Origin of the sequence: Pseudomonas sp. E6002 (genome assembly GCF_013385565.1) — a bacterium.
In the GTDB taxonomy this organism is placed as follows: Bacteria; Pseudomonadota; Gammaproteobacteria; order Pseudomonadales; family Pseudomonadaceae; genus Aquipseudomonas.
In genome coordinates this window covers 81001-98332 of record NZ_JACAPT010000022.1, presented here as the reverse complement: position 1 = coordinate 98332, position 17332 = coordinate 81001, and the positions used below count along the sequence as shown (strand labels likewise).

The following is a 17332-nucleotide window of genomic DNA, read 5'->3' as shown; positions in this document are numbered from 1 at the left end:
AATCTCCATGACTCAATGATGTGATGAGGGAGTGATTGCAAAGGCTGTGCCGGGGCGCGCAATCGTGGTGCGCGCGAGCCGTGACCGGGCTGTGGGGGTGGGCGATGCACCAATGCGGCGCCAATCAACGCAGGCTGTGCGTGCAGGTGCACCCGGATGGTGCCTGGCGCCCCGAGCCTTAACTATCTAATGCCTGCGTCCGGCCAAACCCTTGAAAGTGAAGCCTGCCTGGTGCCCCCGGCAACCCAGGGGCAGCGCCAGTTTTCTTAACTTCACTCAAGTGACGATGAACATGGACAGTACTCACATTCAAGACGATCAAGCGGCGAGCACGCGCAGGCCGGTTCCCCATCTGGGGCCGGCGTTCGTTACCGATCACGATGCCGCCCATTGGGCGCATCAACAGATCGGCAACCGGCGCGAGACGGTATTTGGCGGGCTGGTTTTCAAGCGTGATGACGGGATGTACCTGCCAAGCGTGCCGGTGGCCGGCACCGCCACTGCATTCGATTTCCAGAGCGACCTGCTCAAGGTCGATGCCAACAGGAATTTCCTGGCGTACGAGGGCCACAACGTTCACGCCCTGTACAGTTCGCGCGGCGAGGATGGCACCCGACGCTCCGCGCAGATACAGCACTGGACAGGCGCGCAGCGCCGCCTGGATCGCAGCTTTTTCCCCATCAATATCCTGCGCATCATCATCCAGGTGCGCATGCTGTGCACCCGTTACTACCTGTCCGGGTTCTATGGCTCGCTCATCCAGTATGAAAGCAGCGGCTCTGCGACTGAGGCCAGCTTCTTGAACCAGTTGATGGCGGCCAAGCCTGCGGCCGATTTCGACGACTACATCGCCTTTATCAATCAGACGGCCAGGGCCGGCTACCTGCGGGTCATCGTTGCCAACGCCGAGCTGGGTGGAAAGCCTGGCCAACTGCTGGCGCCGTGGACCCTCAATCAAACCCTGTCGCAAATCGGGCAGGACGCACTGGCGCCTCTCGCCAGCCAAGTCAGCCGCCGGTGGCAGGACGCGGTGCGATCAGTCTTGCCGCCGCTGGGGTTTGCACGGCAGGAGAGTCTCTTTGGCTACCTGTACAAAAGCGCGTCGAACCAGTACGTGGCCGAATTTCCGTCGGATGAACTCAAGGCGGCGTTTGCGCTGACCAGTGGCAAGTTGTCACTGCCAAAAGTGCACAAGGCGGACAGTGAGTTTTTGACCTTCGGTATTTACTGCTCCCTATCACCGCAAGCGAAACCGACCGTGGCGAAAGAGTCGTGGCTGGCGGAAAACTTCTTCACGGCTTCCGCGTTGGCTGCCGTGGTGATGATGGCGGGGACCGACGACCTGGGCTTGCACTTTTACTTGCGCGCCAACGACGGCGCGCTGCTGATGTACCACTGCACCGGCTCGCAGGCGCAGTCCCAGCTGTTCGCCAATCGCGGCGCGGATCTCGACGGACGCTTGAAGGACGCTACCTTGAGCCCTTCCGAGTTTGTCCGGCAAGTGGCTGCCGTGGGCACGCTGACGGTGGTTGAGCCCGGACGGATATGGGACAAGGCCGGAGTGGTAGGACCGCAATGGAGGGCCTTCGCGAAAGTCCATGCGTCGCTGAGCCCTGCCTTCGTCACTGCCGATGATGTCGCACGCTACCTGCATTACAAGGTGGGTTCACCCCACGGCTCTTTTCTCCAGGCTTACATCTTCAAGCGCAGCGATGGGCTGTTTGTGGCCTCCAGGCTGTCAGACCCTGACAGGTGGCTGTCGTTGTGGGGCGGGGCATTGCCCACCGACAACGCTCTGACGCGGGTCGAGCTTGAAGGGCACCAAATGGTTGGCGAGTTCAATCGACCTGTCTACGACCTGGCCGAGGTGCGTGCCAACTATCCTCAAAAAACCTCGCGACAGCTGGCGTTCCTGATCAGTACACCGTCGACTCAAGCAATCGACATGACGCTGGTTTTTTCCGATCAGATCAAGGTGCTTTACACCAGCGGAACGAACGGTACGTTGATCAAATACGCTGTCAGCGGCTCTCGGGCCGAGCGTGAATTCGGCGAGTACCTGGCACAAGTTGAACGCGATGGCCAAGGTGTGGCCCGCGTACAAGGTTTTGACGGCACGCGTGAAGGGCTGATCAAAGAGCTGGTAAAACTCGGTGAGTTGACGGTGCTGCTGGCGGATGAGACCTGGTACAACGTCCAGGGCCGGGTCCCGGCCACCTGGGAGCCCGAAACGCCTTTCGCCGCCGCAGCCCCCATTGATACGCCCCTGAGCTGGGTTTTCACTGACCTGGCAACCGCCGCCCGTTATGCCCATGACCGTATGCAGGCAACGGCGGATGGCCGGCGAGTCGGTTGCATCCTCAAGCACTCGAGTGCAGAGCAGTATGTGGTCAGCGAGCCTTGCGCACCGATACCCGCCGGCGAAACCCTTTTCGTGTTGGCGAATGTTTTTGGCAATGCCAGCCTGCCGCCAGGCTTCGCCCTGCGTGGCTGGTACTGCCGCAGCGCACCGGACGCCACCGGCATCGGCGCCGAACCCTGGTTGTACGAGGGCTTTATCGACACCACGGATTTTGCCCAGGGGATTGCCGCGCTGCGCATCCACCCCGAGAGCAATCTGGCCTTCTACCTCAGCACGGCGGACGGCGCTCAACTGGCCTATGACGCTTCCGGCTCGGCCGAGGAAAGCCAGCTCTACCAGGTGCTGCCCGATGGCCGGGTGACGGACAACGGGCTGGGGGATGAACTGCGGGCCGCCACCGTGACGCCCCACGAGATGATCCAAAAGGTCGCCGCCGCCGGGGCGCTGTCGGTGTTGCAACCGGGCACGTTGTGGGATGTGGCGGGGCTGGTCGCCGACACCTGGCGACCTTACGCACTGGCACCCCGCCCGCAACTGAGCCGCGGGTTTCTCCAGGTAGAAGACGCGGCACGCTATGCCCACGGGCAAATCGGCAGCTGGCGTGAGGGCGAATACTGCGGCTATATCCTGCAGCGCCCGGACGGTCTCTACGTGGCCACTGAGCCATTGCCGGCCAGCGACGCCGGGCGCTTTGCCCTGGGCGTTGTCTACCCCCAGGACGTCAAGGGCCGCTCACTGCTCCCGCCCGGTCACATGCTCAAGGCCGTGTACGGTTCCAGCCGCGGGGTTTCGTTGCTGGAACCCGAGCGCCTGCAGCGCCCGGGCTGGTCGCGGGACGATGCCTGCCTGGAGGCGCAGATGTTCAGCGCCCTGGACGTGCACACGCTGATCCGCAATCGCCAACAGGTGTCCGTGGCCTACCTGTCGGGCGCCGAAGATTGTTTGCTGGCGTATGACCTGATCGACTCTGCCGCCCAGGCGAACCTGTTCAAGGCGCTCGACCCCTTGCCCCATCGCAGCCCAACGGCCCTCAACCTGGCCAGCGGCACGCTGACGGCGCGGGAGTGGATCAGCCAGGTGGCGGCGGCCGGCAGCGTGCGGGTGGTGCAGGCCAACCCGTTGTGGGGCGCGCCGGGGCTGATCGCCGAACACTGGCGGCCACGCCTGCCGATACCCCGGCGCGAACGTCCGGAGCAGATTGCCTATGGCCCGGTCTGCGCCAGTGCCGCTGACGCGGCTCGGGCACTGCACACGCGCCTGGACCATGAAGCACCGACGCAAACCGGTTTCGGTTTCATGCTCAAGCATCGCGATCAGGACGCCTTTGTCTGCTCCGAGCTTGTACCCGCCTGGGATAGGGCCGGGCTGTTCGCCTTGAGCGCCGTGTTTGCCGTGGATGACGAAGGCGAGTTCATTTACCCCGCGGGTTATCAACTGCACGCCTTGGTTTACCGGCGCAACTGGATGCCACAGGGGCTGACCACCGCCGAACACTGGCTGGCGCAGCATTTTATTTCGGCCGGGGATCTGGCCAGTGCCACCGTCGAGGCCAAGCGCCAACGGGAGACAGGCGCACTGACGGGCTTGCCGGTGTTTATCTCGACACTGGACCAGGCGCTGCTGCAGGTACAAACGCCGGTGGCATCGACGCTGTTCAACCCGGTCCGCCAGCCGTCGGGGGTCTATGAAGACGTGCAGACCTTGATGGCCAGCGGGCAGCTCTCGGCGGTCGGGTTTGTCAACGAAGTGGCGAAGTTGAGCTGGTTGAGCGTTTTGGTGCCGAGCGAATGCTGGGCGTTGGCGGGTAAGCTGGATGTCAGCCAGGCCCCATGGACCGCCTTCGCCAACTTTATGCGTCGCCCATTGAGCCCGCTGTTCAGCAACCAGGCCGATGCGGTGCGTTACGTCCACCAACAGCTGGGCACACAGCGCGACACGCTGCAAGGCGGGCTGGTGTTGCAGCGCAACGGCAAGTTTGTCGCGACCCTGGCGGTGCCGGTGTTGAGTGAAGACTTCGACCCGAACGTCATCCTGCCGGGCCTGGACGTCAGCCAGGCGCTGCTGGCCCCTGGTTGGAAAATGGTCGCGCGCTACCGGTCACGTGTCGCCCGGGTGCTGGAGTTCTGGTTACCCTCTGAAGAAAACGCGGTGTATCAAAACCTGTTCTCGACCAAAGTACTGGAGACCGCCCTGAAGTCGGGTCACCTGTGGACCCACGAATACCTGCTGACGCCCGACGGCTCACTCATCGGTTTCAGTACCCAGGACGCCGAGCGCAGCTTGCTGGATTCGGCCCAGCGCAACGAAGCGACGCAGTTGCTCAGCCACCTGGAAACCTCCCTGGCCCCCAACAGCCTGGCGCTGCACGACCCTTACAGCAATGCCGTCGAGCAGCAGATGCGCAGCGGCCGCAAGACCCCCACCGAGCTGGTCAATCAGCTGGCGCGGGTGGGGACTTTGCAAGTACTGGAGGGCGGCCCGTTGTGGGGCACTGCCCAGCGTGTGCTGCCGGGCTGGATGCCCGGCCTGGCCTACGTTGCACCGCAGGCGGCGGTCCATGCCGTGGCGGATCGGCAGCTGGGCCCGGTGTTCAAGCATGCCGACGACGCGGCACGCTATGGTCATCAATACGCCCAGGGGCGCGCCGATTTGAGCTTTGGCGTGATTCTCAAGTCCTCCGACAATGGGCATTTTGTCGCCTGTGCGCCGGTCAAGGGCGACGACCTGGGCTTTGCCCTCGACCGGGCGTTCCTGCGCGGGCAGTTGCCGAGCGGGTACAGCCTGCAAGGCCTGTATCTGAGGCTGCCGCAGTGTGCTGCGCCCGAGTTGCCCCAGGCCGAAGGCTACGCGCAACTGATGGCTCCGGCCGTGGTGCTGGCGGCGCTGAGCTTTTTGCGGGTGGCACAGAGTGAGCGGTTCCTGGCGTTGCATGTGTCATGTGCCGACGGCTCACTGTTTCGGTACCAGGCGGTGAGGATCGACCCGGACTGGGATTCCAGCCGCCGGCAGGCGGCGTATCTGAAACACCTCAACAGTCGTGGCAGCATCGACAGCCATGTGTTGAAACTGGTGGAGTCCGGCGAGCTGCGGGTACTCGACAGCAGCCCGTTCTGGGATGCCTTGTTGCCCCGGATAAAGCGCCTGGCCACGACACTGGCAGTGCGCGATACCCGCATGGCCCTGGGCCCGTTGTGCGCCCACCCGGACGATGCCGCGCGCCAGGTATGGCAACAGGTTGTGCCGCTGGAGCACCAGGCGCGGCTGGGAGCGGTGCTGGGCAACGGCGACAGCGACACCTTCATCGCCGTGCAACCGGTGGCAGACCCGGGCCCCTCGGTGGCCGTGGGACTGCGGCCGGACACACCGGCCTACAAGGCATTGTTCGAAGGCATCATGAACCTCGGCTACCCCAGCACATCGACCCGCTACCCGGCGGGCTACAAGGTGATGGGCGTCCAGCAGTTGTTCAAGCTCGACACCGAGCGCCAGCATCTGGCGGATCGCTACGAAGAAGGCCTGGCCCACAACTTCATTGCCCAGAAGGAAATCCGCGGGTTCATCGAGATGCTGCGCCAGGACAAGATCGCGGGGGCGCGGTACTACTTCACCCCGGTGCACGGCGCGTTGATTGTCTATGAGCCCAGCTATCACGCGGACGAAAGCCAGTTGCTGCGCGATGACTGGATCGACGAAGACACGGGTGTGGTGAAGGTCAAGCCCAGCGAGGTGATCCGCCGGTTGGCGACCTCGGGCAAGCTGACCATCCTGGAAACCGATCGCTTCTGGCAACCCCGCAGCCAGGTGGCGCGGCGCTTGTTGCATGCATTCAAGCAGGCCGACCAGGGGGTTTAACGCCGCCGCATCAGCCCGATAAAAAACAGCCCGCCAATGGCCGCCGTGGCCACGCCGATGGGCAGGTCTTCGGGGGCAATCATTGTGCGGGCCGCCACATCCACCCACACCAGGAACACACTGCCCAACAGCACGCACACCGGCAGCAAACGCCGGTGTTCGGCACCTACAAGGCGCCGGGCAATGTGCGGCACCATCAGCCCGACAAAGCCGATGGAACCGCTGATGGACACCAGCACACCGGTCATCAGCGAGGCGATCAGGAACACCTTGAGCCGCACATTGCGCGCGTTCAGGCCCAGGGTCACGGCGGTCTGCTCGCCGGCCATCAGCGCGTTCAACGGGCGAGCCATCCCCAGCAGCAACACCAGCCCCAGCAACACGGTGGCGAAGGGAATGGCCAGCAGTTCCCAGCGCGCCAACCCGAGGCCGCCGAGCATCCAGAACATCACCGCCGAGGCCGCGCGATGGTCGCCCATGAACAGCAGCAAATTCGCCACCGCCATCATCACGAACGACACCGCCACCCCGCACAGCAGCAGGCGGTCACTCTCCAGCCGACCGTTGCGACTGGCCACCGCCAGCACCACGATCATGCTCAGCAACGCACCGATGAACGCGGCGATGGGCAGGGTCAGCAAGCCGATCACTTCACCCACATGCAGCACCACGATCACCGCGCCGAGGGTGGCACCGGAAGTCACGCCCAGCAGGTGCGGATCCGCCAGCGGGTTGCGCGTTACCGCCTGCAACACCGCACCGATCAACGCCAGCCCTGCGCCCACCAGGGCACCGAGCAGCATGCGCGGCACGCGGATCAGCCACACGATATGTTCCTGCCCCGCGCTCCAGTCCACCTCGCCAACGCCGAAGGCTTTATGCAGCAGGATCCGCCACACCACGTCCACCGGTACCCGCGCCGAGCCGAATCCCAGCGAGACCACGCACGAGATCAGCAACAACGCGCCGAGGGCACTCAGCAGCAGGGCATAGCGACGGGTGATCATTCGCCGTGGAACCCCTTGGCCAGGGTTTCAACCGCCAGCACGTTGTCGATGCCCGGCGTGGCTTGCACGTAGGGGATCACGATAAAGCGCTGGTTCTTGATCGCGTCCACCGATTGCAGCGCCGGGTTGTTCAGCAGGAACTGCTCTTTTTGCTCGGCGGTGATTTCGCTGTAGTCGACGATCACGATGACCTGCGGGTTGCGCTCCACCACGGTTTCCCAGTTGACCCGGGTCCAGCTGGCGTCCACGTCATCGAGAATGTTGCGCCCACCGGCGGCGTCGATCAGCGCCTGGGGCATGCCTAGGCGGCCGGAGGTCATGGCGCGGTCTTCGCCGCTGTCGTAGAGGAACACGCGAGGCTTGTCGGCCGGCAGGTTTTCCTGCACTTGGGCGACCTGTGCCTGCATCTGCGCGATCAGTGCATTGGCGCGGTCTTGCACGTCGAAGATCTTGCCCAGGTTGCGCAGGTCGTTATAGGTGTCTTCCAGGGTGGCCGCCGGGCGCTTCATCACGAAGGCACAGGACTCGGTCAGCTCGTAGACGTTGATGCCCAACGGTTGCAGGGTTTGCGGGGTGAGGTCGCCACCGACGCGCATGCCGTAGTCCCAGCCGGCGAAGAAGAAGTCGACGTTGGCGTTGAGCAGGGTTTCCACCGACGGGTATTTGCTCGCCAGTTCCGGCAGGCCGTCGAGAATCTGCGCCATTTCCGGGGTGACCGACTTCCAGCCGGTCACGCCGCTGTAGCCGGCCATGTGCGACTTGAGGCCCAGGGCGAGCATCATCTGGGTCATGTTGATGTCGTGGCTGACCGCGTGTTTTGGTGCCTCGGCGAAGGTCACTTCGCGGTTGCAGCTCTGGATTTTCAGCGGGTAATGGGTCGCTTCGGCGAACGCTTGAGCAGTGCCGAGCAGCAACGCGAGAGACAACAGGGAGCGCAGGATCATGGTTGGGTTATCCAGGTAATTCGGGGGTAGCCGGACAAGGGGTGAGTGTCGATCAATGCTTCAACGCCGAACACTTCGCGCAGCAATTCGGCGGTCAGCACTTCGTGAGGTGTGCCGCTGGCGACGATGCGCCCGTGGTTGATCACGTACAGCCGATCGCAGAACGCGGCGGCCAGGTTCAGGTCGTGAATGCTGGCCAGGGTGCCGATGTTCAGGCGCTTGACCAGTTGCAGCAATTGCAACTGGTAGCGCGGGTCGAGGTGGTTGGTCGGTTCGTCGAGGATCAGCAGTTGCGGTTGCTGGGCCAGGGCGCGGGCGAGGATCACCCGCTGTTTTTCTCCGCCCGAGAGGGTGGCGAAGGCGTGGTCTTCAAAGCCCAGCAGGCCGACGTTATCGAGGGCCTGGCGGATCAGGTTCTGGTCTTCAAGCGTATCGCTGTCGAACAGGCCCTTGTGCGGTGTGCGGCCCATGGCGACCACTTCATCCACCCGCAGGCCGAAGGCGTCGGGAAACTCCTGGAGCACCACGGCAATGCGTTGCGCGCACCACTTCGAGGATTGCTTCCAGACGTTCTGGTGTTCCAGCAGCACCTCACCGTCAGCCGGTTTGCTGAACCGATAGGCGCAGCGCAGCAGGCTGGTCTTGCCGCTGCCGTTGGGGCCGATCAGCCCGACGAACTCACCGGCGTTCACGTGCAGGCTGGCGTCACGCAGTTGGAACTGGTGATGACAGTGCTCGTGGCCTGGTGGGGTCCAGGCGAGGGCGGTGAGGTTGAGTGAGGTCATCTTTACTCTCAGGTCCAACACAGGACAAATGTGGGAGCGGGCTTGCTCGCGAAAGCGGTGGATCAGTAACAGATACAGTGCCTGACACACCGCATTCGCGAGCAAGCCCGCTCCCACATTTGGACAGTGTTGCGTTCAGTTAGAAGGTGTAGTCCGCCGTCACGAAGAACGAGCGCGGCTCGCCCAGGATCCATTGCTGGCCGTCGTTGTATTGGCTGACGGCGTAAGTGCGGTCGAACAGGTTATTCAATTGCAGGCCCAATGTCGTGTTGCGCATGGCTTTCCATGAAACGCTGGCGTCGACCACGGTGTAGCTCGGCACTTCGCTGGTGTTGGCGGTGTTGGCGAAACGCGAGTCTACATAACGCACACCCGCACCGGCACGCACGTCGTCAGTGATGGCCTTGCTCAGCCACAGGTTGGCGGTGCGGCGCGGCACGTCGGTGGGGCGGTTGCCGTCGCGGGACACGGTCTGGCCGTTGACCACTTCGGAGAAGTCGTCGTACTGCGCCCGCACGATCGCAGCGTTGGCTTGCAGTTGCCAGGCATTGGGCAGTTGCAGGTCGAGGCTGGCTTCCAGGCCGTTGGAGGATTGCTGGCCGACTTGTTCCTTGAGGGTGGTGCCTGGAACGCTCACCAACAGTTTCTTTTTGACGATGTGGTAGGCCGCCAGGGTCCATTCACCACGGGAATCCCAGAACGCCTGCTTGAGGCCGATCTCGGTTTGCTTGGCGGTGGACAGGCCGAACTGCTGCTGGCTCGGGCTCAGGGTGATCAGGCTGCCAACGCCGTCAGTGCTGGTGGCGTATTGGCCGTAGACCGAGGTGTCCGGGGTGATCGCGTAGACCAGGCCGGCTTTCCAGTTGTTGCCGGTAAAGGTCTTGTTGGAGTCGCTGCCATCCACCAGGGAGTCACTGTCGATGTGCAGGTAATCGCGGCGCACGCCGGTGATCAGCGACAGTTTATCGGTCAGTTGCAGGCGGTTTTCGGCGAACGCAGCCAGCTGTTTGGTGGTGCTGACGGACTGCGGAATGAAGGGGCTGGCGCTTTCAAACGGCTGCGGTACCGGGTGGTTGATGTCCACCGGTTGGCCGGCGTTCGTCAGGTCATCGAACGGCGAGTTGCTGGCCAGGCGGAAGCGAATGCGGTTGTACTCCACCCCCGTCACCGTCTGGCTGTCGAGGCCGAACAGCGTGTGCTTGAAAGTGAAGGTCTGGCGGTCGCCCACCTGTTCCTGGTTGTGCTTGATGCCCAGGTAGCTCTGGCGCACCAGGCCGCCGTCGACGTAGTTGTAGCTCTCGGCGTTCTGCCAGCGCCGCTGGTTTTTCAGGTAGGACAGTTCGTTGGTGGCGGTGACGTTGTCGTTGATCTGCCACTCGCTGGTCAGGCGCGTCCACTGGTCGTTGTAGTGCTGGATATCGTTGCTGACGTTGTAGTTCTTGTCCCGCAGGCCCTTGTGCAACTGGCCGTTGATCAGCGGTGTGCCGTAGTCGTTTTGCGGGGTCTGGTCGCCGTAGTCGGAGGCCAGGGTGAAGCTCAGGTTATCCGCCGCCTGCCAGCGCAGGGCACCGCTGACGAAGTCGCTGCCGGAGTCGCCACGGTCGATGAAGCCGTTGCTGCGCAGGCGGTTGATGTTCAGGCGATAGCTCAGGGTGTCGGTCAGCGAGCCGCCGCTGTCGAGGGCTTGCTGCTGGCGGTCATAAGAACCGTAGCCCAGGCGGATATGGTTTTCGATCTCGCCCTCGAAGGGTTTCTTCGCGATGGTGTTGATCACCGCGCCGGTGGCGCCCTGGCCGTACATCACCGAGGCCGGGCCGCGCAGTACGTCCACCCGCTCAACGGACCAGGTGTCCACCGGGAAGGTGGAAGTGCCCGCGCCATCGAACATGCGCGCGCCGTCGTACAACTGCAGCACCGAGCTCTGGCCGGTGAACCCGCGTGCCGACAACGAGGTACCACCGTCGCCCGGCGTGCCGGTGCGGCTGATGCCGGTGGCCCGGGAAATCGCGTCCTGCACCGTGGCATCGCCCCGGGCGCGAATCTGCTCGCCGGTCTGGCTTTCAACGCTGCCCGGGGTTTGCAGGGCCGTGAGGTTCAGGCGTGAACCTGCCGTGGTCGGGGTGTTCAGGTCGACGCGCTCGTCGTCGACGGCGGGGGCTGAGACGGCACTGGCGGGAAGCGTCAGGGCCTGGGCAGTGTTTTGCAGGGCGAGCAGGCACAGGCCGGACGCAAGGTACTTGTTCATCGGACGATAAATCGCTTCTTCGAGACGGTACTCGCCGCAGGGCGCGGCGAGTGGGAAAACACATTAAGTGTTACAATATAACACTTTGTGCGGCGTGGGCGAAAGCCCGCGTAAGACTACATAACGCCTCTAGGTAGGGCATCTCGTCTGTTTCACGCTGAACCTGAGGCAGATTCACGTTGGCCAAACCACCGTGAAAGCACCAGGCGATCCAGTGCCCAGACCACGATCAGCGAGGCGCCCACCAGCGGAAAGACAATCGCCAGCCCGAGCATGATCACCATCGCGGTTTTCCATTTCGGCAGGTCATGGCGCAACGGTGGAACCCCCAGGCTGCCCTGTGGCCGACGCTTCCACCAGATCACCACACCGCTGACGGCGCTGAGCAGGATCATCAGGCAAATCAGCAGCACGATGATCTGATTGACCACGCCAAACATCTTGCCTTCGTGCAGCATCACGCCCGATTCGGTAACCCGCGCCACGCTGTTGTAGTGCTCCCAGCGCACATCGGCCAGGACCTTGCCGGTGTATTGGTCCACATGCAGGGTGGCGTCATTGCGCGGGTCGTTGGCGAACACCGCGAGGGTGAACACGCCTTCGGCAGTGGTGGGGAAGGTGATGCTGTAGCCGGGCTCGACCTTGCGTGAGTTGGCGAGGTCGACCACCTGCTGCAGGCGGATACTCGGGGCTGCCGGGCCCTGGCTCATGCCGGCGTGCTTCATGTGCTCGGCATGCTCGCCAGACATCGGCATCGGCGTGTTTTCCATGGCCCACGGCACGGTCTGTTGGCTCGCGGTGTTGAGGCTGCGGGCCTGCTGGTCGGACTGCGGCACGTTGTTCCACATGGCCGACGGGAATTTATTCCACAGCTCGGCGTATTGCTTGCCCCAGAAGCCGGTCCAGGTCATGCCGCTGAGGAGCATCACCAGCAGGAACGCCGCGCCCCAGAAACCGGCGACCGCGTGCAGATCGCGCCAGAACAAGCGGCCGCGACTGCCCAGCCGCGGCCACAGAATGCCCGCCGCCGACTTGCCTCGCGGCCACCACAGATACACGCCCGAAATCACCAGCATCACGCCCCAGCCGGCGGCCAGTTCCACCAGGCGATCACCGACGGTGCCGATCATCAACTCGCCATGCAGCGCGCGGGCGATGGCTTGCAGGTTGTACTTGGCGTCCTGTTCGCCGAGCACGGTGCCGCGATACGGGTCGACGAATACAGTCACTTCGCGCCCGTCGTTGTGCATCACGAATTGCGCGCTGCTGGTGGCGTCGGCAGGTGGCAGGTACTTGCTGATCTTGCCTTGTGGATAGGCAGCCTGGGCACGTTGCAGTTGCTCGTCGGCACTCAGCGCGTGTTCGGCGCTTTGCACGGTCAGCAGGTTGCCGTACATCAGCGGGTCGAGTTGGGGTTTGAACAGGTAGATGATGCCGGTCAGGGCCAGCAGCACCATGAACGGCGCGACAAACAGCCCGGCGTAGAAATGCCAGCGCCAGGCCAGGTTGTAGAAGGAAATCTTCGGTGGGTTCATCAGGGTGCTCCGCAAAGGCTTGGATTTTTGTGTTATCGAGGACGCCATCGCGGGCAAGCCCGCTCCCACAGGGGAATGCATTGCAACTGTGGGAGCGGGCTTGCCTGCGATGCGCTTAGAAGCTCATGTCCACCTTGGTCCAGAGCGTGCGCCCCGGTTCCTTGATGGCTTGCGGGTCATTGGCCGGGTAGCCGAACCCGGCGTTGCCGGCCAGGTTCAAGTGCTCGGCGTACGCCTTGCCGAACAGGTTGTCGACGCCGGTGCTGACCTTGAAATTCTTGTTGATGCGATACGCCGCGTTCAGCGAGAACACGCCAAACCCCGAGCTTTTGTCGAAGTCCTTGCCCACCACGTTGCCCTTGTTCTGGTCGATGCGGTTTTGCGCCGCGACCACCCGCCACAAGGCGCCGGCGCTCCAGTCGTCCTGGCTGTAGGTGAGCCCGAAGCGCGCATCCAGCGGCGGGATCTGCGGCAGCGGTTTGCCGTCGCTGGTGTTCTTGCCCCAGGCGTAGGCGAAGGTGGCATCGACCTTCCAGTTGGCGGTCAGCTTGTAGGCTGCGCCCAATTCACCGCCCATGATTCGCGCGTCCACATTGCGCGCCTGGGAGGTGGTGCCCATCATTCCCGGCTGGTAGTCGAACAGGATGAAATCACGCACCTGGCCGACGTAGCCCGAGGCCCAGGCATCGAGATCGGCGGATTTGTATTGCAGGCCAAAATCCAGCTGGGTGGTTTTTTCAGGCTTCACACCGTCGAAGGCATTCACGGAACCGACCGACCCGGTGTCGGGAGAAAACAACTCCCAGTAATCAGGGAAACGCTCCGAATGCCCAAGCCCTGCGTACAGGGTGGCAGGGCTGTCCGCCAGATCGTGCTCGTAGCGCACAAAGCCCGACGGCAGCGTATCGGCGCGGTTTTTACCGGCGGTGGGGTTGGGGCTGCTCATCATCCCGGAGCTGATGGTTTGCCGGAAATCCTTGGCCGAGGCGCGGTCGACGCGGGCGCCGGTGATCAGGCGGTCGCGGTCGGCGGCGTACCAGGTCAGTTCGCCGAACACCCCGTAGTTGTGGAAGTTGGCGTCCTTGCTGCGGGGCAGGTCCTTGTAGGTGTCGACGCCCATGGCGCTGCGTTCGCGGTGTTCGTTGGTTTGTGCATCAATGCCGCTGATCAACTGCACATCGGCCCAGCGCCACGTGGCCTTGATACGGGCGCCGAGGGTGCGGCGGTCGACGTTGGCCGCCATGGGACCGGCCATCATCCCGGTGCCCGACGGGACGCGCAGGGTGTAGTTGTCCATCACGTGGTCGGCGTAGTTGTAGTAGACCTGCGCTTCGACCTTATCCAGCACCTCGCCGATGTTTGACTTCTCGAAGCGCAATCCGAGGCTCTCGCGCAAAAACTGCGAACCGTCCATGCCACGCCCGGCGTAGCGGGCTTCGCCATCGCCACGGCCGGCGGTGAGTTCCAGCAGGGTGTCGGCGTCCGGGGTCCAGCCCACGGCCACGTCGCCGTTCCACTTGTCGTAGCGCGAGGCGACGGTGTCGTTGTTGCCGTCCTTGTAGTCATCGGCGTGGGCCTGGTTGCCGATCACCCGCACATAACCCAGCGGCCCGCCGGCTGCTGCGTCGACGACTTTGTCGAAACGCCCGTTGGAGCCCGCCAGGATGCTGGCGTTGACCCGCGTGCCCAGCTCGCCGAATTGCTCGGGCTCGCGCTCGAACAGGACCGTGCCGGCTGAAGCACCCGGGCCCCAGAGCACGGTTTGCGGGCCCTTGATCACCGTCAGCTTGTCGTAGGTTTCCGGTGAGATATAGGAGGTGGGCGCGTCCATCCGGCCGGGGCAGGCGCCGAGCATCATGCTGCCGTTGGTGAGGATGTTCAGGCGTGAGCCGAACATGCCCCGCAGCACCGGGTCGCCGTTGGTGCCGCCGTTGCGCACCAGGGCGAAGCCGGGGATGGTCTTGAGGTAGTCGCCGCCATCGCTGGCGGGCACCGGTTGGCGCGGGTCTTTCGGGTTGGTGACGACGGTCAGTGGTGAGCTGGGGGCAATGGCGGTGATCACCGTCGGGCTCAGTTCGTTCTGGTCGGCAGGCTCGTCGGCGTGGACCTGAGGAACCAGCAGCGCGCCACACAGAACGGCGAAAACGGGAGTACATCCCAAACGGGTGTCAGCAGAAAACCTGGACATGAAAAATTCCATCATTCATTCGTAAACAACACGGCCAGCAGCCTGCGGCTGTCTGTCTAAAGTCGGCCGGGGTGAAGTAACGGTGTGAAGTGCTTACGCGATGATGGGCGGGGCGCGGCTGCGGGCACCGGGGAACACGGTTTGCCGGGCATGGCCCAGGCGTGGGGCGGGGGTCAGGGCGTTGGCGGGCGGCGGGCTGCCGAGGGTGACAAACGACACGCTGCCAGGCAGCGCCGGGCAACTGAAGAGCAGGCTGCAATAGCCGCACTTTTCCCAGAGCACGTGGTGTTCGTCGGGTGCTTTGTGGTGATCGGTCGCAGGCTTGGCGGCGCCATGGCAGCTCGGCGCGTCCATGGACATTTCCATCGACATGCCGGCGTGATGATCCATCGGCATCGCTTGGGAAATCAGCGGACCGATAAAGATCATCAGCATGGCGAACAGGCTGATCCAGCTGCCGCGCATAAGGCCTACAGGCTTACGGCGGTGCGGGGACAACCTGGCGCGTGGGGCGCCCATCAAGGTTTATCTATTGGGCGTGCATGTGTTCGTGGCCGGCCATGGGTGGCTGCTTCTGCACTGACACTTCCACCTTCACTGGCCCGGCCTTTTCAAAGTTCAGGGTCAGCGGAAAATGCTGGCCGTCGCGCAAAATGCTGCGGTCCTTCAGGTCCAGCAGCATCACGTGGTAGGCCATGGGCGCGAACGTCAGGTCACCTTTGGCCGGCACCGCGACGCTGGTCACTTGCTGCATCTTCATCAGATCGCCCTGCATCACATGCTCATGCAGTTCGGCCTTGGCGGCCACGGGCGTGTCGACGCTGAGCAAGCGATCCGCATGCTCGCCCTGGTTATGAATCACGAAATACGCCGCGACGGTCGGCGCATTGGGCGGCAGTTCCTGGGACCAGGGTTCGCTGACCACCAGTTCGCCGACCTTGAAGTCTTCGGCATTGGCAGCAGCACACACCGGCAGCAACAACGCAGCCAGAAGCAGGGAAGATTTGAGCATGGCAGTTCTCCAGAACGGTTCTAAACGCAGTTCACTTGCGAAGAAATCAGACCGTTGGAGAGGCGCGGGGGTTAAGGCTCGGCCATTGCTGGCGCGGGGTGGGGGATTGCAATGACGGCGGCGGCAGGTCTTGCACCGCGTCGAATCTTGCGAAATACAGTGTTGGTGAATGCCCCGGCAACGCCACTAATGGCGCCGAGCCCGAGCAGCACCAGCAATGCTGCATGGTGGAGTGATCGTCCTGCTGCGGCGCCGGAATCTCCAGCTTGCCCAGGGCAATGGCCGTCAGCTTGTTGGCATTGGAGGAGCAGAAACCGCCCCAAAGCAGTTGCTTGACCGGGTCATCCGCCTGCTGCATCGCACCCGCCATCGGCATGGCAAACGCATTGAACAGCACTGCAAAGCAGGCGATCCAGGCAATTGCAAAGCGTTGACGGGCCATGGCGGACAATCCGTAGGGTTAAACGATCAGGTGGGTATTTAGCCTGATCGGGGAGGATAAGTAAAAAGGGGCGGTGTGGTTTGGTGTCGCAGTGCTATCAACCAGCTGTGGCGTGCAGCTTCAGGCCGAGCGCTTTCATGACCTTCATGATAGTCGCGAACTCGGGATTGCCAGTGCTGGAGAGGGCTTTATATAAACTTTCGCGTCCGAGGCCTGCGTCGCGGGCTACTTGAGTCATGCCTTGGGCGCGGGCGATGTTGTTGAGGGCTGAACGAATAAGCAGTCCGTCACCGGCATCCTCCTCGAAGCACGCTTCAAGATACTCGGCCATATCTTCAGGAGTCTTGAGGTGTTCCGCTATGTCGAAGTCTGTAAATTCAGTCATGGCTTACTCCTTTTTTTCAAAGTCTGCTGCAATTTGCTTAGCGCGCTGGATATCGCGTTTCTGCGTTGATTTATCGCCGCCTATCAACAACAGGTAAACCACCTCCTCTCTACGAGTGAAATAAACCCGGTATCCAGGACCGTAGTGGATGCGCATTTCCGAAACGCCATTTCCTACTGTCTCACAGTCTCCGAAGTTGCCTGATTGTGCGTTATTCAACCTTGCCAGTACGCGTGCACGGGCCGGTTTATTGTTTAACGAATCAAGCCACTCCAGGAAATGCTTGGATTTCTTGAAGTGAATCATCTTGGATCGTATTCCTTGGGATACAGAATGACAAGTCACGATGCTCCGCAAAAGCAGTGCATCCCCATCGCAGACTCTGGTGCAAAACTGCGGGAGGGGAGCTTAGGGCGAGGGCTTTTGGCTGAACCAGCCGGCTGGTTCGGAGGGGGGTGTAAGGCGAATCAGTTTTTAAAGCGAGGTTGTCAAAAGGATGTCGATGATTGAGGCGCTTTCCTACGAGGTCATTGCACCTTGCGATACAGGCGACTCGGTCTTCCTGCTGGAACGAG

The 17332-nt window shown here is 62.8% G+C and carries 12 protein-coding genes; 1 reads left to right on the top strand and 11 read right to left on the bottom strand.

Going from position 1 to position 17332, the window contains the following annotated elements:
* The first annotated feature begins 292 nt into the window (after window positions 1-292).
* On the top strand, window positions 293-6214 hold the full coding sequence (locus tag HX815_RS17515) for a hypothetical protein (protein WP_177028636.1): 5922 nt from the start codon (window positions 293-295) through the stop codon (window positions 6212-6214).
* On the opposite strand, the gene HX815_RS17510 is transcribed toward HX815_RS17515, so the two are convergent.
* The 11 genes from HX815_RS17510 to HX815_RS17460 form a co-directional block, all read right to left on the bottom strand.
* Window positions 6211-7221, bottom strand: coding sequence for an iron ABC transporter permease (locus HX815_RS17510; RefSeq protein ID WP_003217368.1), 1011 nt, complete (start codon window positions 7219-7221; stop codon window positions 6211-6213). The genes HX815_RS17515 and HX815_RS17510 overlap by 4 nt on opposite strands.
* Entirely contained in the window at window positions 7218-8165 is a 948-nt protein-coding gene (locus HX815_RS17505) for an ABC transporter substrate-binding protein (RefSeq protein ID WP_177022480.1), read from the bottom strand. Before HX815_RS17505 ends, HX815_RS17510 begins: the two co-directional genes overlap by 4 nt.
* Window positions 8162-8950 carry an ABC transporter ATP-binding protein gene (locus HX815_RS17500; RefSeq protein ID WP_003217364.1) on the bottom strand — a complete coding sequence of 263 codons (789 nt, stop codon included), beginning with the start codon at window positions 8948-8950 and terminating at the stop codon, window positions 8162-8164. The genes HX815_RS17505 and HX815_RS17500 overlap by 4 nt, the downstream gene beginning before the upstream one ends.
* A gap of 139 nt (window positions 8951-9089) precedes the next feature.
* Window positions 9090-11195, bottom strand: coding sequence for a TonB-dependent siderophore receptor (locus HX815_RS17495; RefSeq protein WP_177028635.1), 2106 nt, complete (start codon window positions 11193-11195; stop codon window positions 9090-9092).
* A gap of 152 nt (window positions 11196-11347) precedes the next feature.
* Window positions 11348-12730 carry a PepSY domain-containing protein gene (locus HX815_RS17490; RefSeq protein WP_177028634.1) on the bottom strand — a complete coding sequence of 461 codons (1383 nt, stop codon included), beginning with the start codon at window positions 12728-12730 and terminating at the stop codon, window positions 11348-11350.
* 115 nt (window positions 12731-12845) lie between these two features.
* Window positions 12846-14918, bottom strand: coding sequence for a TonB-dependent copper receptor (locus HX815_RS17485; RefSeq protein ID WP_177028633.1), 2073 nt, complete (start codon window positions 14916-14918; stop codon window positions 12846-12848).
* Window positions 14919-15011: 93 nt separating this feature from the next.
* Complete coding sequence (locus tag HX815_RS17480; protein WP_003217356.1) at window positions 15012-15383, bottom strand: DUF2946 domain-containing protein; 372 nt, start codon at window positions 15381-15383, stop codon at window positions 15012-15014.
* A gap of 64 nt (window positions 15384-15447) precedes the next feature.
* Entirely contained in the window at window positions 15448-15930 is a 483-nt protein-coding gene (locus HX815_RS17475) for a copper chaperone PCu(A)C (RefSeq protein WP_003217354.1), read from the bottom strand.
* Window positions 15931-15976: 46 nt separating this feature from the next.
* Window positions 15977-16372: a DUF2946 domain-containing protein gene (locus HX815_RS17470; protein ID WP_087693136.1), complete on the bottom strand. Its 396-nt coding sequence runs from the start codon at window positions 16370-16372 to the stop codon at window positions 15977-15979.
* A 97-nt stretch (window positions 16373-16469) separates the two neighbouring features.
* Window positions 16470-16757, bottom strand: a complete 288-nt coding sequence (locus HX815_RS17465; RefSeq protein WP_008439033.1) for an addiction module antidote protein — start codon at window positions 16755-16757, stop codon at window positions 16470-16472.
* Window positions 16758-16760: 3 nt separating this feature from the next.
* Window positions 16761-17063 (bottom strand): type II toxin-antitoxin system RelE/ParE family toxin, encoded by a 303-nt coding sequence (locus HX815_RS17460; protein ID WP_008439032.1) that lies wholly within the window; start codon window positions 17061-17063, stop codon window positions 16761-16763.
* Window positions 17064-17332: the final 269 nt, after the last annotated feature.

Excerpts from the sequence above, each read along its gene's own strand:
- HX815_RS17500 (WP_003217364.1), bottom strand. The coding sequence starts at position 8,950 with ATGACCTCACTCAACCTCACCGCCCTCGCCTGGACCCCACCAGGCCAC.
- HX815_RS17495 (WP_177028635.1), bottom strand. The coding sequence starts at position 11,195 with ATGAACAAGTACCTTGCGTCCGGCCTGTGCCTGCTCGCCCTGCAAAAC.
- HX815_RS17475 (WP_003217354.1), bottom strand. The coding sequence starts at position 15,930 with ATGCTCAAATCTTCCCTGCTTCTGGCTGCGTTGTTGCTGCCGGTGTGT.
- HX815_RS17465 (WP_008439033.1), bottom strand. The coding sequence starts at position 16,757 with ATGACTGAATTTACAGACTTCGACATAGCGGAACACCTCAAGACTCCT.
- HX815_RS17490 (WP_177028634.1), bottom strand. The coding sequence starts at position 12,730 with ATGAACCCACCGAAGATTTCCTTCTACAACCTGGCCTGGCGCTGGCAT.
- HX815_RS17515 (WP_177028636.1), top strand. The coding sequence starts at position 293 with ATGGACAGTACTCACATTCAAGACGATCAAGCGGCGAGCACGCGCAGG.
- HX815_RS17480 (WP_003217356.1), bottom strand. The coding sequence starts at position 15,383 with ATGCGCGGCAGCTGGATCAGCCTGTTCGCCATGCTGATGATCTTTATC.
- HX815_RS17460 (WP_008439032.1), bottom strand. The coding sequence starts at position 17,063 with ATGATTCACTTCAAGAAATCCAAGCATTTCCTGGAGTGGCTTGATTCG.
- HX815_RS17505 (WP_177022480.1), bottom strand. The coding sequence starts at position 8,165 with ATGATCCTGCGCTCCCTGTTGTCTCTCGCGTTGCTGCTCGGCACTGCT.
- HX815_RS17485 (WP_177028633.1), bottom strand. The coding sequence starts at position 14,918 with ATGTCCAGGTTTTCTGCTGACACCCGTTTGGGATGTACTCCCGTTTTC.
- HX815_RS17470 (WP_087693136.1), bottom strand. The coding sequence starts at position 16,372 with ATGGCCCGTCAACGCTTTGCAATTGCCTGGATCGCCTGCTTTGCAGTG.
- HX815_RS17510 (WP_003217368.1), bottom strand. The coding sequence starts at position 7,221 with ATGATCACCCGTCGCTATGCCCTGCTGCTGAGTGCCCTCGGCGCGTTG.